This is a genomic window from Undibacterium sp. Ji83W (assembly GCF_049340385.1).
Lineage (GTDB): Bacteria > Pseudomonadota > Gammaproteobacteria > Burkholderiales > Burkholderiaceae_D > Undibacterium.
Genome location: NZ_JBMPOZ010000001.1, coordinates 777,347 through 798,655 on the forward strand (window position 1 = coordinate 777,347; position 21,309 = coordinate 798,655).

Annotated in this window: 15 protein-coding genes; 7 read left to right on the forward strand and 8 right to left on the reverse strand. The window is 50.7% G+C overall.

The features are described 5' to 3' along the window. Positions 1 to 7 precede the first annotated feature (7 nt). Together ACO0LD_RS03615 and ACO0LD_RS03620 are read left to right on the forward strand one after the other, a co-directional pair. Complete coding sequence (locus ACO0LD_RS03615; protein WP_423003782.1) at positions 8 to 616, forward strand: hypothetical protein; 609 nt, start codon at positions 8 to 10, stop codon at positions 614 to 616. Positions 617 to 779: 163 nt separating this feature from the next. Next, entirely contained in the window at positions 780 to 968 is a 189-nt protein-coding gene (locus tag ACO0LD_RS03620) for a hypothetical protein (protein ID WP_423003784.1), read from the forward strand. 359 nt (positions 969 to 1,327) lie between these two features. On the opposite strand, the gene ACO0LD_RS03625 is transcribed toward ACO0LD_RS03620, so the two are convergent. Both ACO0LD_RS03625 and ACO0LD_RS03630 read right to left on the reverse strand, forming a co-directional pair. Then, a complete protein-coding gene (locus ACO0LD_RS03625; protein ID WP_423003786.1) occupies positions 1,328 to 2,203 on the reverse strand; it encodes an ExbD/TolR family protein in 876 nt (291 codons plus the stop codon). A 218-nt stretch (positions 2,204 to 2,421) separates the two neighbouring features. Continuing rightward, positions 2,422 to 3,051, reverse strand: coding sequence for a hypothetical protein (locus ACO0LD_RS03630; protein WP_423003787.1), 630 nt, complete (start codon positions 3,049 to 3,051; stop codon positions 2,422 to 2,424). 315 nt (positions 3,052 to 3,366) lie between these two features. On the opposite strand from ACO0LD_RS03630, the gene ACO0LD_RS03635 reads away from it, so the two are divergent. Next, positions 3,367 to 5,403 (forward strand): di-heme-cytochrome C peroxidase, encoded by a 2,037-nt coding sequence (locus ACO0LD_RS03635; protein WP_423003789.1) that lies wholly within the window; start codon positions 3,367 to 3,369, stop codon positions 5,401 to 5,403. Here the strand turns inward: ACO0LD_RS03635 and ACO0LD_RS03640 are convergent. From ACO0LD_RS03640 to ACO0LD_RS03655, 4 genes are all read right to left on the reverse strand, one after another. Then, positions 5,397 to 6,413: a substrate-binding domain-containing protein gene (locus ACO0LD_RS03640; protein WP_423004080.1), complete on the reverse strand. Its 1,017-nt coding sequence runs from the start codon at positions 6,411 to 6,413 to the stop codon at positions 5,397 to 5,399. The genes ACO0LD_RS03635 and ACO0LD_RS03640 overlap by 7 nt on opposite strands. Positions 6,414 to 6,505: 92 nt before the next feature. Beyond that, positions 6,506 to 7,762 carry an MFS transporter gene (locus ACO0LD_RS03645; protein ID WP_423003791.1) on the reverse strand — a complete coding sequence of 419 codons (1,257 nt, stop codon included), beginning with the start codon at positions 7,760 to 7,762 and terminating at the stop codon, positions 6,506 to 6,508. A gap of 58 nt (positions 7,763 to 7,820) precedes the next feature. Continuing rightward, positions 7,821 to 8,474, reverse strand: a complete 654-nt coding sequence (gene pgmB, locus ACO0LD_RS03650; protein ID WP_423003793.1) for a beta-phosphoglucomutase — start codon at positions 8,472 to 8,474, stop codon at positions 7,821 to 7,823. Continuing rightward, positions 8,467 to 10,860 (reverse strand): glycoside hydrolase family 65 protein, encoded by a 2,394-nt coding sequence (locus tag ACO0LD_RS03655; RefSeq protein ID WP_423003795.1) that lies wholly within the window; start codon positions 10,858 to 10,860, stop codon positions 8,467 to 8,469. Before ACO0LD_RS03655 ends, pgmB begins: the two co-directional genes overlap by 8 nt. Before the next feature lie 697 nt (positions 10,861 to 11,557). Here ACO0LD_RS03655 and ACO0LD_RS03660 point away from each other — a divergent pair. The 4 genes from ACO0LD_RS03660 to ACO0LD_RS03675 all read left to right on the forward strand — a co-directional run bounded on the left by ACO0LD_RS03660 (position 11,558) and on the right by ACO0LD_RS03675 (position 18,594). Beyond that, entirely contained in the window at positions 11,558 to 13,387 is a 1,830-nt protein-coding gene (locus ACO0LD_RS03660) for an IucA/IucC family protein (protein WP_423003797.1), read from the forward strand. Continuing rightward, on the forward strand, positions 13,387 to 14,550 hold the full coding sequence (locus ACO0LD_RS03665) for an MFS transporter (protein WP_423003799.1): 1,164 nt from the start codon (positions 13,387 to 13,389) through the stop codon (positions 14,548 to 14,550). The genes ACO0LD_RS03660 and ACO0LD_RS03665 overlap by 1 nt, the downstream gene beginning before the upstream one ends. Next, positions 14,547 to 16,469 (forward strand): IucA/IucC family protein, encoded by a 1,923-nt coding sequence (locus ACO0LD_RS03670; protein WP_423003801.1) that lies wholly within the window; start codon positions 14,547 to 14,549, stop codon positions 16,467 to 16,469. Before ACO0LD_RS03665 ends, ACO0LD_RS03670 begins: the two co-directional genes overlap by 4 nt. Before the next feature lie 61 nt (positions 16,470 to 16,530). Then, a complete protein-coding gene (locus ACO0LD_RS03675; RefSeq protein WP_423003803.1) occupies positions 16,531 to 18,594 on the forward strand; it encodes a TonB-dependent receptor in 2,064 nt (687 codons plus the stop codon). A gap of 237 nt (positions 18,595 to 18,831) precedes the next feature. Here ACO0LD_RS03675 and ACO0LD_RS03680 read toward each other — a convergent pair whose 3' ends face one another. Together ACO0LD_RS03680 and ACO0LD_RS03685 are read right to left on the reverse strand one after the other, a co-directional pair. Continuing rightward, positions 18,832 to 19,983: a PepSY-associated TM helix domain-containing protein gene (locus ACO0LD_RS03680; RefSeq protein WP_423003805.1), complete on the reverse strand. Its 1,152-nt coding sequence runs from the start codon at positions 19,981 to 19,983 to the stop codon at positions 18,832 to 18,834. 249 nt (positions 19,984 to 20,232) lie between these two features. Further along, positions 20,233 to 21,243: a LacI family DNA-binding transcriptional regulator gene (locus ACO0LD_RS03685; RefSeq protein ID WP_423003807.1), complete on the reverse strand. Its 1,011-nt coding sequence runs from the start codon at positions 21,241 to 21,243 to the stop codon at positions 20,233 to 20,235. Positions 21,244 to 21,309 lie beyond the last annotated feature (66 nt).

Here is a 21,309-nt window from a genome sequence, read left to right on the forward strand (position 1 = left end):
ATCGCCAATGACCACGGAACTTAAATTTTATCTCGCCACCTGGATCAGCTACTGCATCATGTGTGCATGGCTCTATTTATCTGACCGTCAGTCTTTTCCCATTCAAGGCTACAAATCATTTCTGTTCGTACCCTGGAAGCTGCTTACTTTCAGCATTGCCGCAATTGGGATTACCGTCGTCGCCCCCTACACCGCTGACCCTACCTGGGATTATTTTGATGCCGCCATGATGTCTGTGCTCACATTCTTGACTGCGCCTTGGGCGACGGGGATTATCTATCTGGGAATAAGAGGCAAAGCCAAATTCAGGCATGTGCTGGTCGCGTTTGGCGTATGGATGTTTTCTGCTAGCTGGTGTTATGACTTGTATCTCTTAATCAGAGATGGCCATTACCCGATTACCTGGGAGGCAAATATTTACGCATCGTCTGTACTTTATTTTAGCGCGGGCCTGTTGTGGAATCTTGAATATAAAGCTGGTCGTGGAGTGACATTTTCTTTTCTTGAACCTGGATTTCCTGGTCGCCCGCAACAAACAGGTTTTGCCAAAATCGCTTTGTTTGGCTTGCCTTTCATGCTACTTGCTATCTGTTGCATAGGATATTTTCTCTTGTGAAAGCTGCCAAATCTACTCGATCCATTGCCACAGTTCAGTTTTTTCACGCATCTACTTACGCTTCACTGGAATTGAATGTGCGAAGTGAGCTACTGCACAAACACCTTGCTGAAATTAGCAAGTATCTGCAACTGGAAATACATAGAACCTCCGGCAGGAACTGATGCCCAAATTCGAAAGTTTAAGTAAACAAATCAAAGGATTGACGCCAGCGAAGACCCGGCTTTTGACTAACGACGAGACAACAAAAGTACTTGATTCGGTCATTGAACTATCAAAACATCCCGCCTACAGCAATATAGCCAAGTCATTTTTGGCAGCTTACGAAGAAGGAGGCAATCTTTGGGATTGAGGTATTGATCCTATTGATTTTGCAAAAAAATCACCTCGACATGGCTACTCATATGGATGGTGGGTCGTGCGCGGAGATGAAATTATTGCGTCTTTGTGTTATTCGTTTTCATGAATATTGACATAGTTTAAGAGATACATTGATGAGGCATGTGCCATGCTCAAGTAAACATGGCACATGGCCCTTATAAGAACCTGTTGACGATCTGTAGCGAGCGAGCGTCAGCGGGGTCAGTGCAACATTCACGGCAAAAAGCGAAATGTACTCTAGCACATGAGCACCGCGTGGACTCCGATTGCGCACGCGCAGTAAGATCGTAAACAGGTTCTCAGAAATTGACCTGGAATGAAACTCGACAATTAACGTTTACTCATGTTTTTCACCCGCTCAAGCAATTCCTTCTGCTGCGCCGCCAGTTCACGTATGCGCTGCTCATTTGCCCTGAGTGTATTTTCTTCTGACGATTTTTTCCGTGCATTCGCCACACTTTTGACCAAGAGCCAGTGCTTTTCTATGGTTGCTGAGTCAAACGCATTGACTATATCTACATAGGCTTGAATTGGTGAATTTTTATCGGCGTTGATGAAAGCATAGATACCTGCATTTGATTTTTTTGCCTGCTCGATGGCATGAACCAAATCCCCCATCTTTTCGTGTCTGTAAGTCACATTCTTGCCTTTGAGTTTTCCATCGCTGCCATTCATTTGCAGTGCATAGTCACCATCCGCAGAAATCTGGACTGTAAGGTATGCGGTATTATTGGCTGGCATATCCAGGGGTATTTGTACGGTGCACGAACCTGCTTCTGTCGTCACGGTAAATTTGCTCAAGGTTTGCCCGACCATCGTGGATACAACATCGACCAGATACTGGAAGTTAACATCCCGCCCTGTTTTGATGTTGAGAACGACATCGCTTGCGCCATTTTTCATCTCATGCAAATTTTTTTCCAGTGCATCGAGATCAGGAAAACCGCCTAACTTGCCTGTTTTTTTGGTGCTTTTATCCTGATCTGAGCTGATGACATAGTCCCCCCTGGCAGTCAATGTGAGGGTTAAAGAGCTGGTTTTGACTGTAGCGCTTGCTGCAGCAGGCACTACAATATTTTTACTAGCCGCGCTTGACGCCTGAGCGTAAGAGGCAATTGCAAATGCGATCATCACGCTGATGAAGTGGATATGTCTCATGTTATTCGAGATACTTATAGATTGATGAAGCCACAGAAAATCAAACATGCGTCATGCTTGAATCAATACATCCCGAACGATAGCCATAAGGTCTGTGCTTGTCAAAGCGACCCGGCAAGAATGATCACAAGTCTTAATCAAACAATTAGATCACAGCGATTCAATCACAGCAATTAAGCAGCCAGATTAAATTTCGGGCACAAAAACAATAAGCCACCTCACGGTGGCTTATTGTTTGCAACACTGAACAGCCGCTTCAGAGATGCTTAGCTACGAATATACCGGCTATCAACTGCAAAGGCGGTCGGCGAATTGCCGATGGCCTGTACAAAAAACAGTTCACCATTGCGCAGCATGAACGCACCCTGGGCACTGCCAGATGAGACTTCTATGGTCTGGGTAATTGTCGTGTCCTTGAAAACAAATTTCCAGGTAGTTTTGCCGTTGACCACGGTAGATGAAACAGCACTGCCAACAAAGTTGATCACTGCACCATTAGCGGTGGCGTTGACGAGGTCAACAGAAGAAGCGACGGTTTCACCGGTCAACATTTTGACGGTGGCATTGGCTTCTGTCCTGATATGCTGCGCCACCAGAACTGGCGATGTGTAGGTGCCAGTAGCGACGATGGCTCCGGTGCAATTGACGTTTTCATAGTATTCAATTTTCTGTGACACGGACAGTGCAGAGCCAGCGCTGGTCGCCGCAACCGTGATGGTCTCGATTCCATGGTTCACGCAACCCTGGTTCCAGACGCCTGCATATTTGCTCAATGGCCCAGTACTTGTATCAACAGGCGTGACGGTTGCAGGTGCGCTACCGCCAGAGCCACCACCGCAGGCCGCCAGCAACATTGCTGTCATCACGCTCAAACCAATTAGTTTAATTTCTTTCATTTTGCACCACTCATTAGTATAAAAATAACCCGTTCGTATTATGACAATTTTTTAATTGAATTTGGAAAACAATTGCCTTTTTATCTAAATTTAACAATAAGACTTTCTCAGGAACAATCTTAGCCTGATCACAGAAACTGCATTTGATCTACATATAAGTCCGGCACTCTAAGGCGATGTTGTTAAAAATATACATTTACTGCAAGTTATGCAATGATCTATCGAAAAAGAATTAGAATATCGGCATGATAAAAATGCAATCATAAAACACGCCAACTCACCGGATTTCCCGCGTCTTTCCACTCAGGGAGCATCATGAAATTTCCAAAAATAAAATTCAAAATATGGCATGGCTTCTTGCTGCTGATTTTGCTGTTCATCATCCCGCCATTGATCATCACTCTGTCGCAGAGATGGGAAGTGTCTGACAGTGATCCTGATCGCGGTGCGATGACGGTCAAGCAGGATGTGTTTGGTGATAGCGCAAGCAAAATTGTTTATCTGGAACAGAACTGGAAGCCTGAACAGAGTCTGTGGTTTTATACGACGACACAGGGTTCCAACTTACTGCCTTATGATTTTTTCCTGGTGCTGGAACAGGACGACAAGCCGGAGTTGTTCCGCAGTGATGAAAACATCAATCGCTATCGTTACCTGCCACAGAAAAAAACTTCCAGTAACCCTGATGCCTTGCCTGTGGGCTTTGTCAAAGACAATTACCTGAGCAAAAATTACATGGGCTTTACCTGTGCTGCTTGCCATACCGCGCAAGTTAATTACAAGGGTACGGGCATGCGTATTGATGGTGGCCCGGCCAGCGCTGACATGGCGGGTTTTTTGAAAGGCTTGACCCAGGCGATGATGGCTGTAAGAGATAAACCAGATGTGCAAAAACGTTTTGTCCAGGCTGTTTTGAAGCTCGGTGCTTATAATAATGAAGCAGACGTGATTGCCGATATCAAGACTTATACCCTGCGCCTGACCAGCTATAACATCATCAACCATAGCCCTGTCGATTACGGCTATGCCAGGCTGGATGCCTTTGGCCGCATCTATAACCGCACGCTGGAGCATTTGTTGAACCGCCAGCAAATAGAAGAAGTGCTGGGCAAGCTGCTGACTGAAGATGAAATGCGTACAGCACTGGCAGGCATAGGCCCGGACATCAGTTCTGCTGACCGCGACAAGATCATAGAAAGAGTGGCGACTTCGGCCAAAAACATTGTCAAGCTCAGGCAGGAATTATTCATCAAGGCGGATGCGCCTGTCAGTTACCCCTTCTTGTGGGATATTGCCCAGCATGATTATGTGCAGTGGAATGGTCTGGGTGGCAACGGTGGCCTGGGACCACTAGGGCGCAATACCGGTGAAGTCATTGGTGTGTTTGGCTCGCTGGACTGGCATGAAGGTAAGCGCTTCTCTATTACTTCATTGATTTCTGGCCAGGGCTGGACCAAGAAGGTCATAGAATTTGACAGCTCCATCAATACCCAGAACTTGCGCCGCATAGAAAACCAGTTGACTGAATTGCAGTCGCCCAAATGGCCGCAAGAGATTTTGGGCAAGCTGGACCAGACCCGCATCAAGCGTGGTGAAAAACTGTTTGCCAATTATTGCGTCAGTTGCCATGCAGAGATAGACCGCAGCTCGCCACAACGACGCGTGGTGGCGCATATGTCGAAGCTGGAAGAAGTGGGCACCGATCCGACCATGGCCGACAACAGTATCAAATACGACGGCTATTCAGGCATCTTGCGCAATCAATATGTGGGTGCGGGTGTGGGTGATGTCTTGCTGGATAAAAAAGCCCCTATCGCTGCCCTGCTAACCAAGGCAACTTTGGGCGTGGTGACTACGCCAGATGCGGACAAGGGCTTCATACGCCGCTGGTCTGAATGGCTGCACAATATTATCCAGGCTTTGTTTGGCAATGAGATCAAGGATTCAAACAAGCATGGCAATTACATCCCTGATACCACCATGAACCCCTATTCTTCGCTGCAGGCATACAAAGGGCGCTCATTGAATGGTATCTGGGCGACCGGGCCTTATTTGCACAATGGATCTGTACCTACCCTGTATGATTTGTTGCTGCCAGCGACCTGCCCTGCCGATCAAAAAGATGCAGAATGCCGCCCTGAAAAATTCCTGGTCGGTTCGCGTGAATTTGATGCAGAAAAAGTTGGCATGAAGAGTACGGGCTATGAAGGTTTTACCTTCGATACCAGGCTGAATGGCAACCGTAACTTTGGTCATGAATATGGTACAAAGGCAGCCAAAGAGCCGGGCGACTTGCCTATGCTGACGAAAGAGCAGAGGCTGGATTTGCTGGAGTATTTGAAGGATCAGTAATGATCTTTACATTGGCCGGTGGTTGATCCTGCGATCAACACCGGCTGCCACAACACCTGCAAGTCTGCTGCAGGTGTGCCGTTCATCAGCGCCAGCAGCATTTCACTCATTTTAGTGCCAGCCGCACGAGGATCAGGCTGGTCTATGGTGGTGACCTGGTCGCCAACCAGGGTGTCTTCCATGCTACCCCAGACGATGACGGAGATGTCACGGCCTATCTCAATGCCTGCGTCCATCAGGGCCCGCATGGCACCCACGCCGGAGAGATGGTTATCGACAATGATGGCGCTGGGCCTGGGTGAACAATTCAATAGCTGCTGCACTGCCAGGTAGCCACTACGTCTGTCGAGGGCATCCTGTATCAGGTAGCGGGTATCAATATCCAAACCTGCATTACTCATGGCTTCGACAAAGCTGGTGCGCCTTTGTCTGGCAAAGTTCAATTCCAGCGGGGCGCTGATGAGGCTGATGCGCTGGTGGCCAAGTTCCAGCAAGTGTTGTACTGCCAGCCGTATGCCGTTTGCATTGTCATAGTCAAACCAGGCATAAGGCTTGTCGGTCTGGGTGCGGCCATGGGCGATGAAGGGAAAGCCCTGCCTGGACAAATAAGCGATGCGAGGGTCTTGCACCATGGTGCGGCTGACGATGAGGCCATCGACGCGGCGGCCTTTGACCATTTGCTCATACGAGGGCAATTCATTGCCGGGTGAGACAGGCGCAATCATCAGGTTCATCTTGCGCGCTTCCAGCGCTTCGGCCATGCCGCCGACAACACCAAGGAACATGGGGTCACCCAGGTCAGATGGCAGCAAGGGGTAGATCAGGCCAAACACATTGGTGCGGCCCACGGCCAGGCTGCGCGCCATGGGGTTAGCCTCATAGCCATGCTGCTCTGCCGCTGCCAATACTTTTTTGCGCGTCTGCTCACCGACCTCAGGGTAGCCGTTCAAGGCACGGCTGACCGTGGTCTTGGACATACCCAGGCTGGCGGCAAGCTCCTTTAAAGTAATCGACATAGGGCAAATGGAAAAGATGGAATTAAGATGGACGGAAGCTGGGATTATATACTTGTGCAGAGAGGCTAAGTTCATCCATAAGCATATCAGTCCAGCCGCTCAATCGCACGCTTGAAGAAAAACAGCGTCAGCAAGATGACACTCAAGGGCAGCAAGGACAGATAAAACGCCGTTTGCCCATTCATCGCACCAAACACATAACCAGTGATCATGGAACCGCTGGTGCCGCCCAGGGCAGAAAACAAGACCAGCAAACCCGTCATGGCGGCATGCTGGTTAGTCGGCAAAGAGCTCAGCATGACAGAATTAATACCAGGATAAATCGGTGCCATGAACAAGCCTATCAAGGGGAAGATGAAGGCCGCCAGCGGTGCATTGCTCCAGCGCAGATCAGGATTGGCAACGATGTTATGCGTCAATGGCAAGGTCAGCAAGACCAGCGCTGCCATGCTGATAAGGCAGATGTTCAACACCAGATACCAGTTAAGCTTGCGCATGACCGCACCCGCGCCCAGCCTGCCTATGGCCAGGCAAGCCGCAAAAATACTGGTGGCTTGTACGCTCATGTCCACCGGCATTTTGAGGATTTCATTATTAAAGGTCGGTAGCCAGGTGCCTATACCCTGCTCCAGCAGTACGTATAAAAAAGCCGAGATTATGTAAACACAGACGAGGGGACGCGCCATCAGTTTAAGCATATCGGCAAAATCGGTAAGCAGGCTGCTTTTACTGACAGTCAGCTTTGCTTCAAATTCTGTAAAACTGGTGGTCGCCACCAGCAAGAAAGTCACAGCACACAAGCCTGCCAGCAGCCAGTAGACATGCAACCAGACTGGCGAGGCGGGATCATTGGCATCGATGAAATAACCAAATATCCAGTAACCACTGAGCACGCCCACCATGAAGAAACCTTCCAGCGTATTCATGAGACTGGCATGCTGCTTGCGGTCTGCACTGATCAGGCCTATGGTCGCATAGACAGATACCTTGATAAGCGCAAAGGCCACACCCACGCTGAGAAACAGCAGTTTCGTCATCAAAAATCCTGGCAGCAAGGGCATGGCTGCCGTGCTGACAGTGACTATCGCCATGCCGGTCAGCATCGCATATTTATAACCCAGACGCGGCAGAAAAGACGCCACGCAAAACGAGACTATGCTGATGGGGATATCCTTGAAAGCCTCCAGCACACTGGCAGCAGATTTGCTGACGCCATAAGTCTTGATAACTTGTAGTATCACCGTGCCCACGCTGTTGAGCAGGATGGCGAATACAAAATACAGCAGGAATAGCGCAAGAATAATGCGCCGCCTGCTGGCTGGCTGCGGGTGTTGCTCGGTCATGTTGTCTCCTGCCTTTTTTTATTTTTACTGCTTATTTTATGTACTACTGTTACTGCTTTTACTTCAAGTAATCCTGCAAACTGAAATGATGCAAACCTGCGATGACAACGTCAGCTTCCGTCAATACTGCCGGGCTGCCTATGCCTAGCGCAAACATCTTCGCAGATTTGATGGCGCGTATGCCTGCTATAGAATCTTCCACGCCAAAACATTCATCTGAAGTCAAGCCCAGCCCCGCTGCTGCGGTCAGGAAAATTTCTGGGTCTGGTTTGCTATTCCTTATTTTTGCAGCATCGACGACGACATCAAACTGATCTGCGATACCGAGTCTCTCAATTACCGCCTGGGCATTTTTACTGACCGATGCCAAGGCTGTTTTTAAACCTGCCGCGCGTATCTGTTGCAAGGACTCTGCCGCACCGGGCAATAAGTCGGCAGGACTGAGTTGGGCGATCAAGCTTTGATAATGCAGGTTTTTTTGATCTGCCAGTTCCAGTTTATCTGCATCGCTAAAGTCTTTGCCGGATGCTGCCAGGATCAGGTTCAGCGAGCCCATTCTGTCCACACCTTTTAATTGCTCATTGAAGGCTTCGTCAAAACTTGCACCTACACTCTCAGCCAGTTTTTTCCAGGCCAGATAGTGATAATGCGCAGTGTCAGTCAGCACACCATCCAGATCAAAAATCACTGCGCGATATTCGTATTTACGCATGAGCCTGCTCCGGTTGATGCAATGATACTTTGCATGTCGCTTGTTGCTCAGTCACTTGCAGGCTTTGCCCTCTATGCTGGAATTGCAATGCCATGCCGCGCAAGAGACGATATTCGACATGGGTTTGGTTCACCGTAATTTCCAGCAATTGCCCCTGGAAATGCACGCGGAACTGGTAGTCTTGCCATTGCCTGGGCAAGACCGGCGCAAAACTCAGTTGCCCCTTGTTGACGCGCATGCCCGCAAAGCCATAGGCAATACCCAGCCAGGTACCGCCCATGGCGGCAGTGTGCACACCATAATGGGTATTGCCATGGGTATTGTCCAGGTCCAGCCTGGCGGTTTGCATGAAGTAGTCGTAAGCCTTGTCCTGATAACCGACTTCTGCGGCGATGATGCTGAAGATACAGGTCGACAGGGATGAATCATGCGTCGTGACTTTCTCATAAAAATCAAAGTCACGGCGCTTGTCATCAAGGCTGAACTGGTCACTGAGCAAGAGCAAGGCCAGCACTACATCTGCCTGTTTGCAGACCTGATGGCGGTAGATGACCAGCGGATGGTAATTCAATAGCAGAGGATAATTTTCCTTGGGAGTATTGGCAAAATCCCAGACCTTTTTATTGAGAAAACTATCATCCTGCTCATGGATGCCGCGTTCTTTGTTGTAGGGCAAAGCCATCAGATCGGCGGCACGTTGCCATGCGTTTTCCTCATCCGCTTGCAGATGGATTTTTGCAGCAAGTTCAGCAAATTTTTCTGCGTGTTCAAGTTGTAGTTGCTTGACGATATCAGCAGCAAATCGCAAATGCATTTGCGCCATCGCATTGGTGTAATAGTTGTTGTTGACTTGTGCCGTGTATTCGTCAGGACCAGTCACTTCATTGATGCAGAACGATTCTGCATCCTGCCCTGGCAGGCGGGTGTAATGACCCAGGCCCATCCACAGGCGTGCTGTTTCCAGCACGATTTCTGCACCTTGCGTGAGCAAGAAATCCATGTCTGCCGTCGCTTCCATATACAGCTTGATGGAATAGGCAATGTCAGCATTGATATGGTATTGCGCTGTGCCTGCGGGGAAGTAGGCTGAACATTCTTCGCCATCTATGGTGCGCCATGGGTAGAGGGCGCCGCTGGCGTGCGACATCTGCCGCGCACGTTCCCTGGCTTGCGGCAGGTATTGATAGCGGTATTCGAGCAGCTTTCTGGCGATCTCTGGTTTGTTGTAGAGGAAGAAGGGGAAGATATAAATTTCTGTATCCCAGAAATAATGCCCCTCATAACCTTCACCTGTCAGACCCTTGGCAGCAATATTGGTTTTACCATCACGCCCTACTGATTGCAGCAGGTGGAACATATTGAAACGTATGCCCTGCTGCAAGGCAGCGTCACCGCTGATGTGCACATCGGCCTGTGCCCAGAAGTCATCCAGATAAGCTTGCTGGTTCGTTGCCAGTTGTGCAAATCCTTGTTCACGCACCTTGACCAGTCCCTGCTGGCTGAGTGAGAGCAAAGACGCTGCCGGATAATCGCGGGATGAAAAATAACTGCAGAATTTATCCAGCTTTATCGCCTGGCCTTGTACTGCCTGGATAGTGAATTGCTGCTCCAGCTTGTCATCGCTCTGCTGCAAGCTGCTGGTGTAAGCACTCTCGGTTTGCAAATGATTTTGCATGGCAGTTGCCAGGCTCAGGCCGCTATTGTGGGTGCGGTGCAGGAAGGCGGAGAAATCATCTTCCTGCACAACTTCCAGTTTGTGCAGCACCGGGCCGCTGATGGCGGAACCAACACGCGGGTCATCACCTGCCACGATATTTTTTACCGCTGCATCGATAGCAGAAACCAGTTTGATCTCGCCAGAAAAATTCAAAGGCGTGACTTCATACGACATCGCATACACATGCTTGTTATCAAAACTGACCATGCGCTGACTATGCAGGCGCATGCTGCGCCCCTGTGCAGATGTCCATTGCAGAGTGCGCGTCAGCAGGCCGGTGCGGAAGTCCAGTTGACGCTGGTAGCTGTCTACCCTGCCTTGCTGCAAATCGAAAGTCTCGTCTTCCAGCATCAATGTAATGCATTTGGCATTGGGCACATTCAGCATGAATTGATTGGTGCGCGCCAGACCGTAGGCGTTTTCTGGATACTGTATGGCTTCGGACTCATAAAAGCCGTTGAGGTAACTGCCGTTCAGTGAATCTGCTGCTGTCCTTTGGTTGCCCTCTTCTGCCGTGCCGCGCAAACCTATGTAGCCATTTCCAAGGGAAAACAGGGTTTCGCTGAGCAGGTGATGCCCGTCATCGAGTTGATTTTCTGCAATCCCCCAGCCTTCTAGCGGAAATTGATGTTGCAAGGCATCGCTTGTTTGCACGGTCTCGTCCTTCATTTTTATTCTTGATCTTGGTGTTTTGGTTAATTTTTTTGGTTTAAATTCACAAAACTTACTCAAACCGGTTTGAAATTTAAATTAATTCTATTTAAACCGGTTTTAAAAGTCAACAAACTAAATTTTATATTTTTGAAGCAAAGACTTGAAGGGCTTGAGAATTGCTTTGAAAATGCTCTGAGGGTGAAATTACTTCAGGTGTGTGCGGATACCTGTTTCTCTTGCTGATCTCGTACTTATTTCATGCTTAAGCAGCAGTTTTAACCTCCGATTTCTTCAGCCCTGAAAGGCAATAAGATGTGCGCCACCCCGCAAATTGACCTTGAATATCGTAGGTTATTTGATAAATAAATCACAAATGATAACGATTCTCATTTATAATGATTTCACTTTAGCAATTTCACACCCTCTCAAGCGCCAGCCCCAGCTCCACACGTACGCCAGCATCCCTACGTGGGCAAGTGAAAAAACCATGCGTTATATCCGCGGGGGAATCATGTCCATCGTCATTTCATATTCGTATTCATATCTATCAATCGTCGCCTCTGTCCTGAAAAATATTCTCATGGCGAAGTACTACGACTGTCCTGGCTAGTCGCCAGCCCATAAGAAATTTTCTTTTCACATCGTGCAGGAAAGTGTGATTGCCCCGGCAATCACAGAGGACTTGCTCGCCCTCATTTTTTTGGAAAACAGCATGAACAGCAAAAAGCAACATCAAGCGACTGGTAATATGTCATTTTATCCAGTTGCAGCCGAACGCACGCTACGTCAGTTCATCGACGCCTTCTGGTTTGAAGGTGCTTTGGATGGACATCTGGAAAGGCAAGCTGATGGAAAAGCTGATCTGTATTTGCGGGGAGTGGATGAACAAGGCCAACAGTTTGAATACCGGATAGCTGCACATCCGGCAAACAGCTTTGGGCGCAGCCGTTTGCATGGCCCGGTATTCGAAGTGAGCAACGGCATCGCCACCCATGACATTGCCATTGTGGCGGGCAATTTACTGAGGCCGCATGCGGCGCAGAATGGCCCGCGCTTCATCAATGAATTAATTCATACCGCTGCCAAGCAGGCTTGCTCTTTGCAAGCCCAGGCCTTAACCGCAAAAGGTAGTGCTGCACTTGACTTGCCTTATGCATGGCAAGAGGCACAATTGGGTGAAGGCCATCTGTATCACCCTTGTTATCGTTCGCGTATAGGTTTTAACCTGGCCGACCATCAGCGCTATGGGCCAGAATTTGCGCAGGCTTTTGGACTGGTCTGGCTGGCACTCGATAAACGACTGGCTGATATTCATAGCTTGCCTGGTGGTGACTACACACAATTTTTGCAAGCGGAAATTGATGCAACAGAAGTGCTGCACTTGCAGCGAGCCATCATAAGCTCAGGCAAGGATGCGGAGGATTATTATCTGCTGCCCGCCCATCCCTGGCACTGGCATCAGTGTCTGCAAATCCAGTATGCCGACTGGCTGGCAGATGGCCACCTGCTCTATCTTGGTACAGGCGAAACGGCCTGGCTGGCACAGCAATCGATACGTTCACTGACATGTCTTGCCAGCCATAGCAATCACAACCTGAAGCTGCCGCTGGCCATCGCGAACAGTTCGGCAGACCGCATCCTGTCTGACCATCATGTTCATAATGCGCCACTGATATCGCAATGGCTGGAAAGTTTGTGTAGCGAAGATATTTTTTTACAGCAGCATTGCAGGCTGGCGGTTCTGGCAGAACCCATGGGCATCACCCTGACACCTGCTGCATCACGCCAGGACAGATATGGCTTGCTGGGTGCGATCTGGCGACAATCACCGACATCCATACTCAGGCAAGGCGAGCAGATATTCCCTTGCACTGCCTTGACTACACTCAATGATCAGCAGCAACCAAATCAGCAACTAAATCATCAACAATTGAATATCTCACCCTGGTTACAACAACATGGCACTGAAACCTGGGTCAAGGCGCTATTGCAAGCCATGTTGCCACCGTTTATCCATCTGATGCTGGCGCACGGCGTCTTGCTCGAAGCGCACGCGCAAAATACCTTACTCATCGTCAGGGATGGTTTGCCTGCCGGTGTAGCCATCCGTGACTTGCCGGGTGGCCTGCATTACATCGCCGGACAAACCACCAACGAAGTTCGCTTGCAGCATTTACGCCAGGCTCCGGCACACCGCAATGCAGCCAATGCCAGCAATGGCTTTGCCATGGACACTATGGACGAAGCCAGGGATTATCTGCTTGAAGTGCTCTTGTTTATCCACCTGTCTGAACTGGCACACAGGCTGGAAATGCATCACGGTTTTGATGAAAGCCGTTTCTGGCATCTGGCTGCACAAACCGTGCTGAGCTACCAGACGCAAGTGCCGCAGTTGTCCACCCGTTTCCAGCAATTCAATTTATTTGTCCCTGAATTGCAAATGGAAAAACTGGCCAGCAGACGTCTTTCTGCCGCGCAGTCGCAAGCGTTTCATGCAGTGCCCAATCCTCTACATCATTTCATGCAGCCTTCAGGTGTGTGATGCGGCAAATCATTTTCATTACTGTGTTGGGGCATTTTGGTGCAGCCTTTGCTGCCCTGTGCATGCCGCCATTTTATGCACATATACTGAAGCAGAATTTCTCTAGCCAGGCCTTGATCATGGCGGGTTGGTACTTTACCCTGCCTACGCTGGCGGCGGCGATTTCCAATCCCTTATGGGGCAAGCTGGCTGACCGTATAGGCATACGCGCATCCCTGATAAGGGCGCACTGGGGTTTGTGCCTGAGTTTTATCATCACAGGCATGGCGCGCACGCCCTGGGAATTTGCCTTTGGCCTGACTTTGCAAGGTTTGCTGGGTGGCACCTTTGCTGCATCAAATGCGTTTCTGGCGTCACTCTTGCCCAGCAAACGTCTGACCACATTCTTGAGTGTCATGCAAGGCTCGGCCCGCACCGCCCTCTTTGCTGGGCCCGCCATCATAGGCCTGTTCAGCGACGGCCAAAATCTGCTGCATATCTTTTTTTATCTCGCCATCTTCCCCGGCCTGGCAGGACTGGTTTTGTACTTTTTACCTGCGCGAACTGGTGTCCAGCCTGACAGTGATAGCAGTGATAACAGTGAAGTCAGCAATAACACGCCGTCAAACAGCATTCAGACCGGCACACTCAATGCCAGCAGTCTGTATCGCTTCCAGGCCTTGTTCACCATAGGTACGGTATTGACCTATCCGTATTTTGTCATCGACCTGGCACAACGTCTGGCCATCCCTGCATCCTTGGCTGGTGCCTTGTTTGGATTGCCGCATGCACTGTTCTTGCTGCTGGCCTGGCCACTCGGGTGTCATGTCAATTTTTCCAATGCACAGACTGCACTGGCGCGTTTTTCGGCGCTGACATGTGCGGGTCTGCTGTTGCAGGTGCTGGCCAATAATCTGCCCGCGTTAATCACGGGCCGCATTCTCATGGGCGTGGGTATGACCGGCGCTTATCTGGCCATTAATACTCTGGCAGCCTCCACGACCAGACAGGCCAGTGCAGGTCAACATTTTGGCAAGCTGGAAGGCGCAAATAAATGGGGCGCTGTTCTGGCAGGAATTCTCGCAAGCGGTCTGGCTACTTCAATGAGCTATACCGCGCCCATCTGGTTGGCTTGTGCCCTGTTGGCCGGCCTGTCCATTTTTATAGAAAGTAAACGCCTATGAACGCTAGCTTACCGCGGTTCGCCTGGAACCACGCACCGGAAACTTTGCACTTCCTCCACCTGCCGTCTTTGCCACATGCTTTGCCGCATGCCAGGCAGGCCGCCAACAATGCTGTTCCTGTCGATGCCAGGGAATACGCCCAGTTGCAACATGCCCGCGTGCTGCTGAACTGCTATGCGCGTGAAGTCGCCATGCAGGAACATAAGCTGGCAGTCCGTTCCATCGCTCACACCAGACTGCCGCCTGCAGCACTGCGACAGTATCAGGGCCAGGTGCTGGACATACAGTTGCCACGCATGCATAGCCGTTTTTGCGTAGGGGTGCAACATGTCTCAGTCACCGGCAATTACGATTACATCACCGACATCTATCTGCAAGACCATCAACAGACCTGGTCGGTAGCCAGTTGGCGTGATATTGCCCATCTCATCGTTTCAGATCTTTCGCTACGCGAAGACACTGACTTTAATGCCGATCTGCTACAACAAATCGAGGAAAGCATCGCCACCATGCAGCATTTGCTGGAAGCGCAGCAAGGCAAATTACGCTCTCTTCACACGGACTCGGCTTTACAGCAATACATACGCAGCGAACAGCATTTGCTGACGGGCCACCCTTTCCATCCTACGCCCAAGAGTCGTTCAGGCTGGACAAAAGCAGAAGAAAAAAACTATTCACCTGAACATGGCGCACAACTGCAGTTGCGCTACTTCCAGCTTCCATGCAGCTGGATCATCAGCGATAGTCTGGATGAGCAAGACTTGTCCAGCCGCCTGCAGCAACTGACTGGCCATGAACTGCAAGCCGATAGCAAACACATCATCGTGCCCCTGCACCCCTGGCAAGCTGGCTGGCTCGTGCAGCAGCCCCGCATTCAAGCCGCCATGGCCGCCGGTGAGATACGCGACCTGGGTTGTAGTGGCAAACAGTTTTATCCCACGGCATCCATACGCACCATGCTGGCTGAAGATGGCAGTGCTTTTTTGAAACTGTCGCTGAACCTGCGCATCACCAATTGCATACGCAATAATGCGCGGCACGAACTGGCTGCCGCATTGACTGCAAGCCGCCTGTACCGACCGATGAAGGCAGACATGCAAGCACTGTTCCCGCATTTTCATGCACTGGAAGAACAGGCTTACCTGAGCGTAGCCTTCCCGGAAGATCAGCAGCAGAGTGACAGGCAAAATAAGGAAATCGAAGACGGCTTTGGGCTGGTCTTGCGCGAAGGTCTGGCAACTCATATGGCGCAAGGCATCACGCCCATGATATGCGCAGCGCTGTTTGGCAACGGCCAGGCGGGTCGTCTGCAGGTCGCTGCATTGATAGAACGGTTTTCCCACAGACATAGCCTATCCCTGCGCCAGGGCATGCGTTTGTGGTTCAGCCGTTATGCCGAGCTGGCAATTTATCCCGTTTTTTACCTGTTGTTTGAAAAAGGTATCGCATTTGAGCCACATATGCAAAACAGCATCGTCGGACTTGCAGAAGATGGTGCACCGGCACGCTTTATCGTCCGTGATCTGGAACTGACCAGACTGACACCCAGGGCTCACGAACTGCTCACATCCATGCAAATCGATGAACATACCCGCAAAGAAATCTGTTGCAGCGACGAAGCTGGCTGGACACGTATAGGCTATTGCCTGCTGGTCAATAATATTTGCGAAGTTATCGCCACGCTGGCGAATGGCAATCATGAACTGTACCTGGAATTGTGGGCTTGCCTGCGCAACACCCTGCAAAGTTATCTCGCTAACTTCCCCAACCCGGAAGCAGCCCGCCGCATACAGGGCTTGCTGTCCGGCGAACCCTTGCCAGTCAAGGGAAATTTGTTGATCCGTTTTTTAAAGCAGGCTGACCGCAAGGCTGCCTATCTGCCGCTATATCACCCGCTGGGCGTGGTGAATGAACCTTAATGAACCTTGATGAGCCTTGCTCTGTATCCGTTTTTTTCAACTCCAAAATGATGCACTAATTATGTACGCAAAACCTTTTTCACTGATACTCCCGGCCTTGCTTTGTCAGGCTTATAGCCACACAGTGATGGCACAAAGCACGACACAAAATGACTTGCCATTAATTGAAGTCAAGGCACAGTCACGGCAAGGTGCTACCAGAGTAAGTGGTGCCAGCAAAACCAATGGGACTTTGCTGGAAACCCCGCAATCAATTTCTGTCGTCAACAATGAAGATTTGCGGGACCGTGCAGCCAATAGCAGCAAGGACGCACTGGCCTATACGCCCGGCATTATCGCCGGGCAAGGCGAAGGCCGCCGCGATGAATTTTATATACGCGGTTTTTACTCTCCACGGGAAACCCTGCTGGATGGCATGCGTGATGACAGCCTGTACTTTCGCGATCTTGCCACCACGGACAAACTCGAAGTCATCAAGGGTGCAACAGCCGCCTTGTATGGCCGTGGCGCAGCCGGGGGTCTGATCAACCGCATTACCAAAAAGCCGCAGGTCAAACAGGACAATGAAATTTCGCTGGCCCTGGGTTCGAACAACCAGCGCAGGCTCAGCATTGATACAGGTGGTGCCCTGAGCAATGAGGTCAATGCACGCCTGATTGCTGCCTATGATGCGGGTGACAGTTACCGGAATATTGTTGATCATAAGCGCATGCTGCTGGCACCATCACTGTCATGGAATATCAGCCCGCAAACCAGCTTGCTGTTGCAGACGGAATTGCAGCGCGAAGACCACACGCCAGACCGTGGCATACCATCACTGAATGGACGTGCCGTGGCGGTTGATGCCAGCACTTTTTATGGCGAAAAATTTGACTTTACAAAAACCAATAGTGATCTTTTTAAAGCCAGGCTGGAACACAAGTTCAATCAGCAACTTAGCCTGGTCAATAACCTGCAATACAGCCAGACTGATCTCGATGGCGTGAATACACGCAACCGGCGAGTGAATGCAGACAATACCGTGTCACGCCAGATTACCTACTTCCCTATACAACAAAAAAACCTGGTCAACCAGACTGAACTGACGTACGCCATAGGCAACCACCTCTTGCTGGCTGGCCTGGAATTATCCCAACAAAAGCGCGACTCACTGGTCAGGCAAACTGGCACGGCTTACCCTGTGGATTTATACCGCCCCCAGCAATTGCTCGCGGCTCCTGACTTCAGGGCTTTGCCTGTGGCCATAGACAGCCACTTCAATGCCGATACTACGGCCCTGTACCTGCAAGATCAGATTGCCTTGACGAGTGAATGGGATGTGCTGCTCGGTGGCCGTTTTGACCAGTTCAAACAAAAGCAAACTAACCGCTTGCTCAACAATGCCGTCAGTGAACGTACTGACAATCTTTTCTCACCACGCATGGGACTGGTGTATAAAATCACGCCGCAACAGTCTGCCTATTTCACGATCAGTCGCTCACATCAGCCTGCCGGTGGTGATTTGCTCTATACAGGCAGCAATCCGCTAAGCCAGGTCAAGCCCCTGAAAACTGACTTGCAGGAAATCGGTTTGAAGCAAGAGTGGCTGGATAAACGCCTGTACACCAGCATCGCCTTGTTCAGGGTAGAGCAAAGCAATCAATTGACTGCTGACCCAACTGACCTGACAGGTTTGCGCCAGTTGCAAATCGGCCGTCAGCGCAACCAGGGACTGGAGCTTGAACTTCAGGGACAACTGTTCAGCGCTACTCAGGTCAATGCCAGCTACACCTATAACGATGCAAAAATCGTCGCATCGAATGATATACGCATAGGCAACCGCGCAGAAATGACGCCATCCCACAATGCCAGTCTTTGGTTAAAACAAAGCTTCAGCAAGAACTGGAGCGCTGGTGCAGGCATCATTGCCCATAGCGAGCAATACGCCCTGACTGATAATACGGTACGCCTGCCAGGTTACGCCCGCGTCGACCTGGCACTGACTTACATGCAAGCCCGTTATGACATTACCCTTAAACTCAATAACCTCGGCAATACCCGCTACATGGAGTCAGCCAATAACAATGTGCAGATACAACCTGGAGCACCTTTCAATGCCTATCTGGTGTTGAATACACGCTTCTAGTGGACTGTAACAGTGAAATCGAGAGTGAAGGACATGTGCCCGGCGCATCAGGGCAAGGCAAGGGTTGAACAAATGGACACAGCGATAGCGGGGCTATCGCGAGTATTTGCAACGAAGCCATGATCGTCGCGCACATGGCAGGCACTCCGATTTCCACTGTTACAGTCCACTAGACACAGGGGCTTGAACGCCCCTCCCTGTCAAGGCCAGCCGGATGCATCGCGCATCCGGCTTTTTTTATTTGCGCTTGCGCCACATGCGCCAACCCGTCAGCATCAAAATCAGCGGAACCAGGCCAAAGCATGAAATGAATATCCTGCCTGGCATGCCAAAAGCCATGCCGCTATGCAGGGGGAACAGCCAGGCCAGAAAGCGGTCGCCAGCCTGCCCCTGTAGCGGATCGGCAACCCTGATGATGCGGCCACTGCCGGCATCTACACTGACCCTGCTGGCACCATCGCCGCTATGCATTTCCTGGGGCTGGCGCAAACGGATTTCATACACGGCAGCAGAAGCCGATGGCAAACCCAGGCGCGAAATTCTGGCATGCGGGAATACGCCCTGTGCTATCAGCATGGCTTGTACAGCAGTGATGTACTGACCGGGAAGCACATTTGCATCACCTGGCTTGCGTGCCTGTGTGATCGGTAATAATTTGCCTACGACGGGCAATAGCCATTGTGGCTGATTGAAGTAGGCACCAGAAAATCCCAGTAGCAAGAGCACCGGCAAAGCAAAAAATCCCAGCATGCGGTGCAGGCGAAAATTAATGGCAGCCGGAGTTGCCGCCAGATTGACTGTCAGAGCCTGTCGCAAGGCTTTCCAGGTGGGCTTGGGCAGCCATAAAAACAGGCCAATAAGCGACATCAGCACGAGCATGATGCCGCTGACTGCGATCACGGTCTTGCCGGTCTCACCAAGTAAAACATAGCGGTGCAAGTGATACAGGCTTGGTATCAGCAAACTTCCTGAGATGCCGTATTGCCCCCAGTTGCGTTCACCTTTCACTTCCAGCGTGAGCGGGTCAAGCATGACCTGGCGTGACCAGTCCTGGCTAAACGCGGACTTGCCAGTAGCTGGTCTGGCAGGATACCAGGCAGTAATGACATCTGCCGTACTGGCAGGCAGCATCAATTGCCTGGGGCGGCCATAAGCAGGATTGGCCGTCAGGGCATTCAGCGCAGCCTGTACCATTTCTGGCTTGATCGGTTCAGAAGTGTGAGTTTGATGTGCAGTGCTGAACAGAGCTGGATTGAGTGCATGATCAAGCTCATGCATCCAGCAAATGATGCTGCCCGTGAGCCCCAATAGCACGAATACACTGCCAAACGTGAGTGCCAGCCACAAATGCAAACGCAGCAATACCGTGCGTGCTGACTTAGGCAACATAAGCAGTCCTGAAATAGCGACCATTTGAGATCGTGTGAAACTGGGGATTGCAGGTAAACATCGTGAATATCCAGACTGAGAAAAAATGGCTGGCTATTCTTGGGGAAACAGGAAAATGCTGGCTGTAGTGGGGGGCTGCTTATTGAATGGCACCATATAGCAGCGCTGCCATTATCTTATCTAAAACAGCCAGGCAGATCAATGATAGTTACGGGATAACAGCCGCGAGGCGGCTAAACATAATCGCATTCAGGTCTGTCTGACCACCAGCATGGTCTGCAAGACCTCGGACTCGACCGGCTCTTCGTTGATGAGGCCAAGGATTTTCTTGGCGAGCAGGATGCCGCCATCGCGCAGGTATTGGTGTACGCTGGTGAGTGCAGGGATGAAGCTGGCTGCACCTGGGGTGTCGTCGTAGCCGATGACAGATACCTGGCCAGGCACGGTCATGTCTGCTTCGGTAATTGCACGTATCGCGCCCATGGCCAGCAAGTCACTGGCGGCAAATACGGCATCGAAAGTTTTGTCTTTTTTCTTGAGGTAGGTGGACATGCAATCAAACCCGGCTTCAAAAGTGAAAGCTTTTGGACGCAAGATGGTGACGGCATGTTGTTGCTCACCCAGTGCTTCCATGAAACCGGCGCAACGCTCCTGCACTTCGGCATGATCAATGTCGCCTATGAACAAGAGCTTGCGCCGCCCTTGCTGGATAAAGCGTTCAGCCACGCTGGCACCGCCCTTGCGGTTATCACTGCCGACGACGATGCCTGGTTGATTGGCATCTGGTGCGCCCCAGATCACCAGTGGCAAGCCCGAACGTTGCAAGCGGTGTACGGCTTCACCGTGTGAGCCCTGTCCCAGCAAGATCATGCCATCAGCCCCTTGTACAGGTGGCGTGTCGATGAGCTGCATGGAAGTCAGCACTACGCTGTAGCCTGCTGTCGTCAACTCCTGGGTGATGCCGCCCAATAATTCCAGCGGATAAGGGTCGGACATGGGCCTGTCATTGGCTGGTGTCATTTCCACTACGACGGCGACAGAATGGCTGCGGCCCAGGCGCAAATTGCGGGCGCTGACGTTGAAACGATAACCCTGCTCTTCTGCAATCTTGCGGATTTTTTCACGTGTATCGACCGTCACCAGCGGACTATTGCGCAAGGCACGCGACACCGTAATGGTGGATACCCCGGCAATGGCAGCCAGGTGTTCCATCGTTACCCCGGATTCGGGATTGGGTGTGCTGCGCTTTTTTGCTGACATGCAAAGGCCTTGTTATCGAGTGCTAGGTGTTTGGTTTTCGGATACAGTGATTTCAGATTCTGGCAA